The 13543-nt window shown below is 37.4% G+C and carries 18 protein-coding genes; 1 reads left to right on the top strand and 17 read right to left on the bottom strand.

Going from position 1 to position 13543, the window contains the following annotated elements:
* Positions 1-193: 193 nt before the first annotated feature.
* Genes IV87_RS03025 through IV87_RS03015 form a run of 3 tightly spaced genes read right to left on the bottom strand, consistent with a single transcriptional unit; the run spans position 194 to position 2578 of the window.
* Positions 194-988, bottom strand: a complete 795-nt coding sequence (locus IV87_RS03025; RefSeq protein WP_057805435.1) for a metal ABC transporter permease — start codon at positions 986-988, stop codon at positions 194-196.
* The gene (locus IV87_RS03020; protein WP_057805434.1) at positions 981-1676 is read right to left on the bottom strand and encodes a metal ABC transporter ATP-binding protein; all 696 of its coding nucleotides are present in this window, start codon (positions 1674-1676) and stop codon (positions 981-983) included. Before IV87_RS03020 ends, IV87_RS03025 begins: the two co-directional genes overlap by 8 nt.
* The gene (locus tag IV87_RS03015; RefSeq protein ID WP_057805433.1) at positions 1673-2578 is read right to left on the bottom strand and encodes a metal ABC transporter solute-binding protein, Zn/Mn family; all 906 of its coding nucleotides are present in this window, start codon (positions 2576-2578) and stop codon (positions 1673-1675) included. The genes IV87_RS03020 and IV87_RS03015 overlap by 4 nt, the downstream gene beginning before the upstream one ends.
* Before the next feature lie 410 nt (positions 2579-2988).
* Here IV87_RS03015 and IV87_RS03010 point away from each other — a divergent pair, with 410 nt between their 5' ends.
* Entirely contained in the window at positions 2989-4167 is a 1179-nt protein-coding gene (locus IV87_RS03010; protein ID WP_057805432.1) for a GNAT family N-acetyltransferase, read from the top strand.
* Positions 4168-4241: 74 nt separating this feature from the next.
* On the opposite strand, the gene IV87_RS03005 is transcribed toward IV87_RS03010, so the two are convergent.
* The 14 genes from IV87_RS03005 to celB all read right to left on the bottom strand — a co-directional run bounded on the left by IV87_RS03005 (position 4242) and on the right by celB (position 13461).
* On the bottom strand, positions 4242-4544 hold the full coding sequence (locus tag IV87_RS03005; protein WP_057805431.1) for a nucleoside triphosphate pyrophosphohydrolase family protein: 303 nt from the start codon (positions 4542-4544) through the stop codon (positions 4242-4244).
* A 367-nt stretch (positions 4545-4911) separates the two neighbouring features.
* Complete coding sequence (locus tag IV87_RS03000; protein WP_057805430.1) at positions 4912-5499, bottom strand: hypothetical protein; 588 nt, start codon at positions 5497-5499, stop codon at positions 4912-4914.
* A 49-nt stretch (positions 5500-5548) separates the two neighbouring features.
* On the bottom strand, positions 5549-5860 hold the full coding sequence (locus IV87_RS02995; protein WP_057805429.1) for a hypothetical protein: 312 nt from the start codon (positions 5858-5860) through the stop codon (positions 5549-5551).
* Positions 5861-5896: 36 nt separating this feature from the next.
* Positions 5897-7114 (bottom strand): CPBP family intramembrane glutamic endopeptidase, encoded by a 1218-nt coding sequence (locus IV87_RS02990; protein ID WP_057805428.1) that lies wholly within the window; start codon positions 7112-7114, stop codon positions 5897-5899.
* A gap of 41 nt (positions 7115-7155) precedes the next feature.
* On the bottom strand, positions 7156-7380 hold the full coding sequence (locus IV87_RS02985; RefSeq protein ID WP_143053127.1) for a hypothetical protein: 225 nt from the start codon (positions 7378-7380) through the stop codon (positions 7156-7158).
* Between the two features lie 33 nt (positions 7381-7413).
* Positions 7414-7977, bottom strand: coding sequence for a hypothetical protein (locus tag IV87_RS02980; RefSeq protein ID WP_057805426.1), 564 nt, complete (start codon positions 7975-7977; stop codon positions 7414-7416).
* 38 nt (positions 7978-8015) lie between these two features.
* Positions 8016-8300, bottom strand: a complete 285-nt coding sequence (locus tag IV87_RS02975) for a hypothetical protein (protein ID WP_057805425.1) — start codon at positions 8298-8300, stop codon at positions 8016-8018.
* A gap of 23 nt (positions 8301-8323) precedes the next feature.
* On the bottom strand, positions 8324-8602 hold the full coding sequence (locus tag IV87_RS02970; protein ID WP_057805424.1) for a hypothetical protein: 279 nt from the start codon (positions 8600-8602) through the stop codon (positions 8324-8326).
* Positions 8603-8822: 220 nt separating this feature from the next.
* Positions 8823-9194 carry a hypothetical protein gene (locus tag IV87_RS02965; protein ID WP_074693802.1) on the bottom strand — a complete coding sequence of 124 codons (372 nt, stop codon included), beginning with the start codon at positions 9192-9194 and terminating at the stop codon, positions 8823-8825.
* 15 nt (positions 9195-9209) lie between these two features.
* Positions 9210-9398, bottom strand: coding sequence for a hypothetical protein (locus tag IV87_RS02960; protein WP_057805422.1), 189 nt, complete (start codon positions 9396-9398; stop codon positions 9210-9212).
* A 602-nt stretch (positions 9399-10000) separates the two neighbouring features.
* Positions 10001-10162, bottom strand: coding sequence for a hypothetical protein (locus tag IV87_RS11020; RefSeq protein WP_156407367.1), 162 nt, complete (start codon positions 10160-10162; stop codon positions 10001-10003).
* Positions 10163-10301: 139 nt separating this feature from the next.
* Positions 10302-11387: a DUF871 domain-containing protein gene (locus tag IV87_RS02955; protein ID WP_057805421.1), complete on the bottom strand. Its 1086-nt coding sequence runs from the start codon at positions 11385-11387 to the stop codon at positions 10302-10304.
* A 115-nt stretch (positions 11388-11502) separates the two neighbouring features.
* Positions 11503-11964, bottom strand: a complete 462-nt coding sequence (locus IV87_RS02950; RefSeq protein ID WP_057805420.1) for a hypothetical protein — start codon at positions 11962-11964, stop codon at positions 11503-11505.
* Between the two features lie 174 nt (positions 11965-12138).
* Complete coding sequence (gene celB / locus IV87_RS02945; protein ID WP_057805419.1) at positions 12139-13461, bottom strand: PTS cellobiose transporter subunit IIC; 1323 nt, start codon at positions 13459-13461, stop codon at positions 12139-12141.
* Between the last annotated feature and the right edge of the window lie 82 nt (positions 13462-13543).

Raw genomic sequence — 13543 nt, 5'->3', positions numbered from 1 at the left:
AAAAAATTAATCACGCCGAGTTATGAAAAAAACGGACTGGAACGTAGTGGGCACAAATTCAAGCCAACAAGTTGTCTTGAATATTGACCTTACTGTAAGTGCTAAAGCACCAACAGTAATTTCACTACTGAGTCCATTTTCATAACTCGGCGCGATCAATTTTTGATTTTTATTCACCTACATATCAAATTAATTAAGCATTCTTAATTCGATTCCAAGCCAGTGCCCCAAAGTAAATTGCGCACTCGATCATGGCAATGAAAAAGCTGACCGGCCAGTTTGTGAGATAGCCTAAATATAAACCTAACCAAACTCCCAGTAACGCTGCACCAATCGAAAAAATCATCATGCCACTTACCGTTCGTGTGAAATGTTTGGCACTCGACGCCGGCAACGTCAACAACACGAAGATTAGTAAGGAACCCACAATCTGGGCTGCCACACTCACACTTAACGCTAAGATAACTAGAAAGACAATGGAAATCAACTGCGTATTCACGCCCTTGACTTCGGCTCCGACATGATCAAATGAATCAAAACGCAAATCTCGATAAACAAAGAAAATTATCACCAGCACCGCAATTGACAACCATAAAATTTGATTAACTTCTGACTGACTAATCCCAATCATACTCCCAAATAAAATACTGGTTGCGTCACTGGCATTTTTATTGGCTAGCGACAAAAACAGAATTCCAGATCCCAGAAACAAACTGGAAATCGCACTAATTGAAGCCTCTCGTCGCGATGACTTTGAACTCATCTGCCCAATTAATACGGAACTGACAATCGTAAATAGCAGCATACCATTTAATGGTGGCCAACTCATAAAGATTCCAAATGAAGCACCCGAAAAGCCAATTTCTGAAAGCATGTGACTCAAGAATGACATGTTACGGCCAATCACATAAACACCAATAATTCCGCTAATGATCGCAATCATCGTTCCTGCAATATAGGCATGTCGCATAAATGCAAAACTAAGCATGTTCAGCCTCCTCCAAATCAGATTCCTTAAATTGGGCAATCGGACCACTCTGATAAGTACCATGACGCATCAGCAAATAATCGTGCGCATACTTTTGTGCCAATTCAATATCATGTGTGATAAACAGCACCGTCACACCCTGCTGCTCATTAAACTCTTTAACAAGATCCAATAGTTCAAACTTTCTGACGTTATCTAGACTAGCCGTTGATTCATCCAAAATTAATAAATCTGGATCATTTATCAAGGCTTGTGCCAAGTAAGCTTTCTGCTTTTCACCGCCTGATGCCTCACCCAACGGTGTATTTTGAATGGTTTCAAGGTTGGTTTGTGCAATAATTTTATCCAATTTTTGGCGTTCTTTTTTGGATAGCCAGGGCATATGACTATCATGCAGATTCAGACCCACAAAATCACGAATGGACAGCGGATACTCTTCATCAATATTTCTAAATTGAGGCACATAGCCAATCTTCATACGTTTAAAAACAGGATGGTACTCAATTTTCCCGTGTTGCGGTGCTAACTGATGTAAAACAACACGAACTAAGGTTGTCTTACCGACACCATTTTGTCCCACAACACTTAAGAAGTCTCCCTTATTCACTGCAATCGAAAGATCGTTTAAGACCAAGTGATCAGGAAACGAGACGGTTAAATTTTTTATGTTTAAGACAGGTTCACTCATTGCAATCTTTCTTTCTTTTGAATTTTGGCAACCTGATCATATTGATCAGTCATCCATTGTAAATACGTTTTTCCCGATGGTTGTGTTTCTGTGACATTTAAAACGGGCACGTTATGTTTGTGGGCCAACTTAACCATATTCTTTACAATTGGATCTGAGGCCTGTGGATTATTAACAAAAAAGGCAATCTTATGCTGTTTAATATCGTTTTGCATTTGTCGAATATCCTTAGCCGTTGGATCCGACCCGTTCTCCACCGCCAATGCAAAATGCGAGTTATTAATTTTATAACCCATTTTTTTCAATGCATAATCGAAAACTGGTTCACTAACATCCACCCGACTCTCTTGTCGGTTCTTCTTAAGTTCGGCAATTTGTTTTTCAATAACACTTAACGATTTAATATAACGTTTAGCATTACTTTCAAACTGCTTACGATGTTTGGGATCCTTTTTAGCATATACGTCCGCTAAACGCTGTGCCAATCTAGGCATGGTGCGATAGTCATACCACATATGCGGATTATCCGTTAATTGCTTGCCCATGATCGAACCACCCACATTAATCGTGGTCACTCCGGACTCAGAATCAGCCTTGATTAAGCGCTGCATCCAACTATCGTACCCCAAACCGTTATAAACAATGACGTCTGCTTTTGCCACTGACTTAGCCGTATTAGTGGTTGGTTCGAAATCATGCGGATCCACATTCGGACCATTGATAATTTCATCTACCGTTCCATACTTGCCTGCCACTGCTTTCGCTGCCTCACCATAAAAATTAAGTGAAGTCACAATATGTAATTTTCCTGAATCTTGTTCTGATCGTGCACAGCCACTCAGTAAAAATAAAAAAGCACCAACTAAGACAACAGCACGATAGAACCATTTATTTTTAAGCATCTAATTCCTCACTTGTTTAAAAAGTAATGATTACTATTTAGCAACGATTTATATTATAGCAAACCACCACTACTTGAAGCAAGTTTCATATTGGTTTATTTACTCTAACTGCCAAATATCGCTTTAATTCATTCCATCAATAGTGAGGCTGGAACGCTACAGACACAACTTCAAGCCGAAAAACACGTCTTGAAGCTTGGTCTTATTGTAAATGCCAAAGCATTAACAATAATTTTGTAGCTGAGTCCACTATTGATTCCATGAATTAAAGCGATATTTTAGTTTACGGTGACGTTATTTTTTAAAACTGTAAATCAAAAAATAGTTTCGCCTCTTTTCAATCATAAATCTGTCTATACCACTGCTATTTATGCTAAAATTAAGGTATTAAATATGACACGGAGGCTCCCATGAAATCACGTTTTGTGCTTGATAAATCCGCAAAAGCCGATTTATATAATTTATATTTATACGCGTTCAATAAACCCGACAGCCCGTTTCGCAAAAAATTCTGGTCCACTCGCTTTGATCATGGCATCCCTTATGGCATTCGTGAAGACGACGAACTTGTCAGTGGCCTCTTCAGCATGCCTTTTGAAGTTAATTTTCACGGTCGTCCCTTTCTCATGAATGGCATTACCGATGTTATGAGTGTGCCCGAATATTCTGGAAAGGGTGCTGCCGGAACCCTAATGAAGGCTGCTTTAAATGATATGTACGAAAATAATGTTGTTCTCTCTTATTTAGCGCCCTTCTCATTTGCCTATTATCGCAAATTTGGCTACGAGCAACTGTTCGATCACCAATTCTACCAATTAGCTGGTGATAAATTACCACGCGTCAAACCTGCCAAAGAGGGTCGTGTCCATCGCACAACTTTGAGTAAGGCCATTTCACTAATTCAAACCGCTTATCTTCATTCGCCACTTAGTCAAAATGGTGGCTTGATTCGCCAAGAGTGGTGGTGGCACTATTTAACTGAAAAACATCCTGAATGGCAAGTGGCTTACTATCAGAACGCAAAACAAGTTGTAACTGGTTATTTAATCTACACCCGTTCAGCTGATGAATTTCACGTTCAAGAATTTGTCCATCTTACACCAGCCAGCTATCAATCATTAGTAAGCTTTGTTTTTAAGCATGGCGCTGGTTATCAAACTTACACTTTTGAAAATGCTAATCCCAATTATCAAGGTGATTTAGTGGCTGATCCATATACATTAAAAGTGACCACCCAACCTTATATGATGGGACGGATTGTTAACTTACAAGCCTTTTTAGAGAAATATCCGTTTAACCAAACCGACTTTGAACCAATCAGCTTTAACATTGAAGACGAAACGATTGCACAGAATCAAGGTAGTTGGACAATTTCCGCAACTTCAGGTGAAATCGGCATTGAACATGATTCTGAACCACAAGTTAATGTACCAACTTTCACAATTCAGCAGTTTACAAAAGCCACCTTTGGTTACCGATCTTTAACATCACAACAAAGTTTCGGACAAATCAATGGCAAAACAAGTTTGCTTGCCAAACTAGATCAATTATTCACAACACAAAAACCAGTTTTGGCAGATTATTTCTAGAAATTAATAAAGTGGTAAATATAAAAAACACAAAATTGAGAAAGTTCACTTTTTTCAATCTTGTGTTTTTTAATTTACATTTTTTCTTTTTCTGCCAGAAACTTCTCTAACTCAGACTCAATATTCACATCTAGACGATCTGATAATTCCATCAACCACCAGATATTTTCGGCCAATTTTTGCTCCAGTGTATATGGTGTTTCATCATAATAACGACCATTTTTTGTCATTACCAAACGATCCAAATTACCAATATCATTAGACAACGCAAGCAGGTCTTCATCAATTGTCCATTCACTGCCATGGTTTGCACGTTCAAATTCATGATATCGATTCCTTATTGCCGTACTACGTTCCATTAATTCTTTTAAGTCCATGCTTGATCCTTTCTGGTGCCGCTTATTTTGTGATTATCATAATTATCACACCACAGTCCTAGATGTTCCAATCATAGCTATTTAATTAATCAAAGATTGGGGATTCCCATTGAAAATGTTTTAATGGTGTAGTCGGTTTTATAAAATTTCTCTTTTTCCAAAGTGGTAATAAGGACATCTTCTTTGTACTCATCTATTTTTTGGTCCGTGGAATCACTACTGTTTGTGATTTACTATCGGTCCATTTCCCAATTTTTTTATTGAATTCTTATCCAACATCAAACAATATCCAGTTCTTTTGATTCTTTTTGATATTCTTGAATTTTATGTTTAAGTGTCAAAGTGCTCACTTCTTTTAATTGATATTTTATATCCAAAGCTTCGATTTATTGCCACTAACCGTATTTAATTGTTGGGGATAGCCTGCTGCAGGCGCCAAAGTATTGAATTGCGTTTCAAAATATTTATACTTCTTTTCAAGATCTTCCGGCATCTTCGTCAGTACAAAAGGATCTTCAAAATTCACATTATTTTCTTTCATTAACTGTTTTAGTTCATCAAAAACTTTATATTTGGCATTCAAAAAATAATATTGTTTTGACTTAACTTCAATTATTATTGCCAATCCGTAATAGTACTGTGGTAAACCTGCAAGCATGCCTATTGTCCGTATGAGTCCAATCTGCATATATGAAAATTCTGGAATTGCTTCTGTTTTAATTACCTTATTTTTAACATCAAAAATTTGCATGGTATCTTTTGTGAACACAATCCTTAATGGTTTAGGTTCTCCCAAAACTTTTCTAACCGCATTTTTCAACTTTTGATAACCGGTTTCATAATCTGTGCCATTCACCGAAATTCTTACTGGAGTAAAACCTGTAGTATAAGAATCACTCGAATTCGACAAATACAGGCTTGCATTTTCAAACGCTTCTTTAGAAATTTTGTGCATGTTACTCATCTTCTTAATCTTTATAAATACTTGATTCCATCTAATTCTTTTAAAAGGGTGCATAAGTATACGGTACATTAGGAACATGTGTAATTAAGTAATCTTTTTGTGAATATTTTTGCGTTTTCAACACATTCTTAATTATTTCTTGAACTTGATCAGCATTCTGAATTTTAGCACTACCTGGAACCGCCAAAATATACACATTTTTATCAGGATCTTTCCACCATCTGCCAAGTACTCGTAAACTCAAATAGTTTTTGGGATTAAATTTAACCGGTTCTCTAAATTCAATTCGATACCACTGCCATTTTCTTTTCAGAACACTCATTTTTTGAAAATAACTTTTTATTTTTCCCATAAAACTCATCTCTTTTTTTCTAGCTTCGTTTGAGTTTTAATAAATCAACGATCCCTGAATACTTTGCTTTCGTTTTCCTGTAACTAAGAACAAGGCAACGAGAACCAGAACAATTACGACAATCCAGGTGGCAACCCAATCCACGCCGTCTGGTGCTTCCATCAATAAATTGCCATTCATATTTGAAAAAGCAAGCACATCTAAGAAGAAATGGCTAATCATCGTGACAGCAAGACTTTGCGTATAAAGATACGCCGCCGAAAGAATTATGCCACCGCCAAACGCAAATAGCATTTGATTCAACGTGGCGCTAACCGATTGGCCTGCCAGTATATTTGAAGCATGCCACAGGCCAAATAACACCCCGTTAAGCACAACTACCCAAATATACTGATTTTTTCGATGACTGAAAGCTTTTAAGCTCAAAAACAAAACTGCAAAGCGAAACGCCCATTCTTCACTCATAGTTTCCAAGGCTTGTAAAATAATTTTTAAGTTAAAGTGACCCAACGAAAAATCATAACTCGTGAAAATGTTGGAAAGCTTGTCACCAGTACCGAAACCATTCCAGACAACTAACGCTGCCAAAACAACAATTACAAAACCGACAACTAACCAGTTTGCTGTGCGTGATAATCGCCAACTAGGTTGTTTGAATCCCCACAAATACATTAAGAACCCAACTGTAAGCATAAAGGCTAATGCATTCACAATTCCACTCATATCAATCGTTTGCAACACTGCCCCGATTTCTTTAGGTCTGGTATACATTAAAGCCAGCACCGATCCCGTACCAATCGTTTCAAAAATAACAATTGTAATTAAAATCAGTCTGCCGATATAAGATCGGATATTAACCAACACATAATAGGTAGCCGGCAAATACATAATTAACACATATAGCATGGCAAGTATCGCTAATATTGGATAATTCAACAATAAAATTTTGTGAAAAATCAAAGTAATGGCAGCCAGTCCCAATGGAAGCAACAGAAATTGGCTAAATGCCTGAAAACAATAATTAAATTTTCTTAGTGCTCTTTTAAGTTTTTGTTCAGGTTTCAACGGTTTTTCAAAAGGAATTCCGATACCTAATATCACTGCTAAAGCCCCAAATATTACCTCAACTAACCTTGTTGACCCAAATGGCTCCCAGAAAAAAGTTAGACAAAACGCAATAAACATAACGCCGAGTTGCCAAATGTACCATTGCTTTAAAACCCGTACATATTTCACCGATAGATTATTAACCATAGTTACTCCCCCATGCTAAAAATGAATTTAGTTTAAAATGCTCAAACGATCATCGCTCCCCATACAAGTCCAGCAATGCCAATAATAATGATGATGGCTCCCATAATACCAGGCGCAAAACCATACGTGGCTGGTGTTTTCTTAAAATCAACCTTGACACCAGCCTTGGCAAACGTGGCCTTGCTAGTACGCGCATAGCGAATACCAACAGAAATGATGCCGATACTAACTAAAATAATGATGATTCCTAAAAATGACTTCATCATCCTCACCCCCTTTAAAACCTTCATAATGCGTTTTTACAGCAACAGTGGCATCCATTCTAATTGAAGTGGGTAATTTGTTTCTTTAGCTCTTTTCTCATAAAACATATTAAAGTAATGTTCCCGTTCCGCATTGCTAGGCAATGAAGCAATATCAAACGGATCCTCAACGGTAACAGCATGTTGCTTCAAAATTGGTGTTAATCGTTGAAATACCGTAAAGTTTGGATTCAACACATAATAGAATCGATCAGCCACGCTAATAACCATCGTCAAAGTATACGTATACACAGGCGGCCCAACTGGCATCGTCCGAATAGTACCAAACTGAACAAACTTAAATTCATTAATTTCTTCGGTTCTGGTTACTTTTCCTTGCTGGTCATGAACCATCATTTCATCATTCGTAAATTCAATTGTGGACGGTTTACTGAGTCCAAAAGCTTTTCGGGTTATTTTATGGTTTTTCTTTGGAACATGAGGAAAAAGCTCATCATTAACCGAAATTTGCATCGGTGTAAACACATGTAACACCGTTTTTTCTTTGTCATTTTCATAATTATTAATTGATTCAAATACTGAAGCTGGAATCCTATGCATATTAAAACCTCTTTGAAATTGACTAAGCCATTTTCAACTTAAAATCCCTTGATACTATAATTTGATCCATAAGAAATCGGATAATTAGTTCCCTTAATTTTATCTTCGTAATCCTTGTTGAAATACTCATCACGTTTTTCGTTGTCCGGTAACGAAGTGATATCAAACGGATCTTCAACTGTGACACCTTGAGCCTTGAATAAACTTGCCAACGCTTTAAATGGTGTGAAGTTAGAATTGATTACATAGTAATTTTTTTCCTTTGTCACAATTGCCATCGTCATCGCACAGGTTAGTAATGGTACCCTCGCAGCAAAACCCATCTTTCTGATGACGCCAAACTGTACTAATTGAAAGTCGGCAATTTTTTGGTTTCTACAACCTGATTGGTTTGATCGTAAACTTTCATTTCATCTTGAGTAAACTCAATCGTTGAAGTTGCTGGTAAGCCCAAGAATTTTCGGGCTAACTTCACGGACTCACCATTCCCTTTTTTCGGAAAATGTGGATACGTTTCTCCATCAACGGAAATACGCATGGCCGTAAAGCAGTTCTCCATGTCTGTGGCTTTTGCCGCAGAAAAACTAGTTGTTAACTTAAATGCTGAAGCTGGAATCAAATACATAATAAAGTCTCCCCATAAATTTATATTTGAAAACGGTTACTTGATATCACACCGATATCATAGCACCATTTTATAAAAATAACAATAATTACTAAAATAAACCTTATGTTTCTCAAAAAAAACAGAAACATAAGATTTACGTTTTGCTCACAACCTACATTAATTTAATATCAAGCGCTAATTCTAAAGTATTAATTTGCACTCAATAAGTCACGTCACTTTATTGATGCAAGGACGTATTTTCACCTAGACATTCATACTCAGTTCCTGCGATCAATTTATTAAACCCAAAATTATTAATCTCTTTTACCATCTTTTGATTATCATCACTTAGTTTGAATTTCTTAAGATTAAGCGGATCAGCAACTGTTAATCCATCAATCATTTGAGAATGAGTTGCTAAATAAATACCAGCTCCAACACCAAATACCTCCAAAAAATAGGTGCCATTTTCGTCAGTTATACTAAGAACCGTACTATAGCGCGGTTCAAAGTTTGCCACTTCACTATGTGCAGCATGTTTATTGAGAAAAACTGCTACTTTCTGTGCTGTATTTTTTGTCCAGTTTTTCTGCATCATACCATTCTGCAATAACTTCAAACCCGCTTATGTAATTTCTAAACTAGGACCATGTGGTGCCTTCTTCATAAAATGTGCTAGTATCCCTTGATCTGGCCAAATCTGTTCATCAATTCGAATTTGTTTTAGTGCAACTATCCGGTTATTTAATAGATTAAGATCATTAGGAACCGTTTGCCAAGTTGGTTTATTAAAAGCTGTTTGAATAGCATTCATTAAGCCTCAAATCTCCTTTGTAAGATCACTATTATTTAGTCTGTTTGCTGATTTTTTCTAACAATTTCACAATTTTTCTCAACAAATGGAAAAAGTAGACCAAAAGTCCTATTCCAATTAGCCAAACTATTATATATATTAATGACATATACATCATTGCACTCATTTTCCCGTCCTCTTCGTGAATAAGTAACAAACCTGTTTTCACTTACAGCATAGGTACTAACGGGTGGCTTTGCAAGCGTTTTCTGTCCAAGGACTGGGAAAATTTACTTTTCCAGTTTAAATGTATTTTAGATAAACTATTTTGGGATCACTTTACTGCCGAAACGTGTTAAAAAAGGCAACGTTCTCCGACCTGCTACGATAGCCAAACGATTCTCAAACCGAATAATTGTGGTACTACTTTACTGCCGAAACGTGTTAAAAAAGGCGGTTAGCCTCCTCCGCTGAGCTACGATAGGCAAACGATTCCTAAACCAAATCATTTGCCTATCTAGGCTCTACTCGGAGGCTAACCGCCTTTTTTAACACTCTTTTCTATAACAGAATCAAGCCCCAAACCATACCACAAATTCCGACTAATATAATGAGCGTTCCCATTACTCCTGGTGCAAATCCATACGCAGCCGGTGTCCTACTAAAATCACTTTAACACCTGCATCAGCAAACTTTACCTTGCCAATTTGCGCATAACGATAACCACCGTAGACGACTCCTAAACTAATCACCAGAATCGCAATGCCTAATACAATTTGTAACATGTTGCACACCTTCTCCAATAGAAATAGAAAGTAGCATTATGCTTTCGCCCTCACTATAGCACCAAATCGTTTTTTTGAAAGCGCTTTTTATTTTAAGAAAATAAAAAACAGACCTCTTCCAAAGTCTGTCTTCAAAACCTTATTTCAATTCAAATGTACTCCATGGTTTAATGTAATTCAAAAGGAATAAATCATCATCGGTCAAATGACCCACAACATTGCGCCGACCATCATTTGGGAAAGCCTTCAACGCAATTTGTAACTCACCCTTGTAACGACTATAACTATCGTTAACTACAATGATATCACCACGTTTAAAGTCTTCTTTTTCATGGTGTGCAGGAATCTCTTTATCCTTATACCAAACCCGTGGCATTGTGTCCCGCAAGAGATAATCCGAAGCATCCCCTCGATACAAATGTGGCTTGCCCAAAGCAACCAATTTTTCGTTTGCTGTCAGGTCGTCCACAAAATCAGCATGCAATACCGGATAACGACCAAAGAACGTCTCAGAAGCCGCCTTAAGCTCTTCTTCTGAAGCATATGCATTACCAATCAACACATCATCAATCAAACCCGTCAACAACAAATGCTGTACTTGTGTTGCAATTGGTAAATGACGATCGTCTTCGATAGTTGGCAAACCATCTTGAACGGGCCAAGGACCAAAGCCGGCTGCTTTTGAGCTGACAAATGCTGCTGTGTTGATATTATGCTTACGGAAAAGTTTAGAGCACTTAGTGAAGAATTCTTCGCCTAAACCGGTATATTCTTGAGGATAGAAGTTATGACATCCCAACAAGTTTTGTTTGTCAGGTGCAAAGCTCAAAATATTTTCCAAGTAACGAGTACCGTTACTCATATTTACTTCAATCTTGATTCCATAAGGATTACGTGTCATTCGGGATTCTTCCATTCCTGTGAAGCCTTCATCTAAACGTAACCCCCAAGCGCCTAGATCATCAAAGAATGATAAGTCATCATAAGTCACACCTAGTTGTTTGAACAAAGATGGATTCATATCAACCATCACTTTAAAATCAAGTGAATTGGCATACTGAACAATTTTCTTAAAGTTTGCGACAACTGCGTCTTGATCACCATTAATTTGTAATAGTGACGTGAAAACACGCGTATAGCCATACTTATGAGCTAAGTCCAAATATGCTTTGTCTTTCTCAAATGTTGAATGTTCCGGATATAAAGAAATTCCTAATCGTGCCAAGATAATACCCCCTCGTTTTTCATGAAAATTTTATTGCAAAAAATCTTAGTCTCAGTTTGGGTTGCCTATTTTTATTACCTACCTAAACAGCAAGTCGAACTGATCTTAAATATTTTTAAGCCGTAAATGCTCTAATCAATGAATAGATAAGTACCGCTGAACAAACAATCACCACCAAAACATTAGCCAAAAAGCCGAATATTTCATTCCAGGCAAAATGATCAATTTCAGTTACCTGCTCCGACTTGCGCCGAATCTTGATGCTGACATAGCTTCCACCAGAAATTAATAAACTGACGAAAGGTATAATGAATAGTGCATTTTTGTTAACCACAAGTCCTCCGCCCATTGGCACACGATTTCCTAATAAAGGTGTTGTCAAAACGGCAATAATTAGAGGAATAAAAGAAATCACTTCGCTTAAACCAAATCTTTTATAAGCCATATCCTGAGCCCACTTAGGTAATTCATCAATTGTAGTCTGTTGAGTCTTAGTTTTCTCTCTAATTCTATCAACATTAGCCTGCGCAGCTCTTGCAACAGCAGGACTTGGCTGATTCTTTTTACGTTTACTCATGGTCCTCGCTCCTCTTTTAAATAATCAATTTCTCACTTAATCTCAATTATACGCAGTTTACTAAAGCAATGTAGCTAAAATTATAATTTTAGCTACAAACAAAACATTCTGCTCTTTACTAAAAAATCTGCCGAAAAATATTCGACAGATTTTATTGGTTCAACAAACTAATGTTTAGTTCTTTGTAGCAGCTTCTGCAGCTTCTTTGTCAGCAATTTCTTTTTCTTGTTTCAATGCTTGACGGTCAGCAATCTTGAAGAATGGATACCAGATGGCACCACCGATTACAAAGTTAACTAACTGAAGTACAGCACCAGAAAGGTGACCTGTTGCCAACCAACCTGAGATAATTGGCGGCGTTGTCCAAGGAACAGCGATACCCATTGTCCGTGCAACAATTCCTGTCTTCATTGATACATAAGTAACAATAACAGTTACCAAAGGTACAACGATAAATGGAATTGCCATAACAGGGTTCAAAACAATTGGTAAACCAAACATGATAGGTTCGTTGATATTGAAGATTGCAGGTGCACCAGCTAAACGACCAATGGCCTTCAAGTTAGCGGACTTTGCAAAGAATAACATCATCAAAGCTAAGGAAATAGTTTCACCAGAACCACCAGCATGGACGAAGTTATCAACGAATTGTTGACTAACAACGTTTGGAATAGGTTTGTTTGCTTTAACAGCAGCAGCGTTTTGTCCCATTTGGCCTAACCAAATTGGTGCCATGATACCACCAACAACGTTGGCACCATGAATACCAAATAACCAAAGGAATGAAACAAAGAATTCAGCAACTAGAGCACCCCAGATGGTACCACCAACAGCAGTCAAAGGTTTAGCTAAGATAACTGTGATGATATTTGGAATAGTCTTGAATGCAGTGAATCCAATTGCAATCCGGAACAACCAAACAACTGAAATAATTACGAAGCCAGGAATCAATGCAGAAAATGCGTTCCCAACTGCGGGTGGAACAGTATCTGGCATATGGAACTGCCAATTCTTATGAATCATCCATACATAGAAATCAGTAATGAATAATCCAATCAATAGGGCTTCGAACAATCCCATTGAACCCAACATTGTCAAAGGCACGTATGTGTTACCGGCCTTGTCTGTTGTCAAAGGAATTGTTAGTAAAAAGGCACCTAAAGAAATAATACTTGCTGACAGTGCGTCGACACCGTCATACGACTTAGCTAATTGATATGAAATACCAATACATGCAACCATCCCAATAATATTGAATGTTGCATTAGTCGCCCAACCAACAACTGTTGCCCAGTTAGCACCGAATACCGAACTCATCCAATTGATGTATGCCGGAATCGGGAACTGACTGACGATCATGAAGACTGAACCAATAATGATTAGTGGCATTACTAGTGCAAATCCATCACGAAGAGCAACCAAATGACGAGAAGCAGCCATTTTCCCAGCTAAGGGAATAAGCTTATCTTGCACAAAGCTAGATTTCTTCTCACTCATATAAAACCCTCCCAATTTATCACTTGTAACGAAATATAAATAGCAAAATCTGTCAAATAATAATTATAACTTTGCAAGTGAT

Origin of the sequence: Pediococcus ethanolidurans (genome assembly GCF_001437405.1) — a bacterium.
GTDB classification, from domain to species: Bacteria; Bacillota; Bacilli; order Lactobacillales; family Lactobacillaceae; genus Pediococcus; species Pediococcus ethanolidurans.
This window is presented reverse-complemented; position numbering and strand designations above follow the sequence as displayed.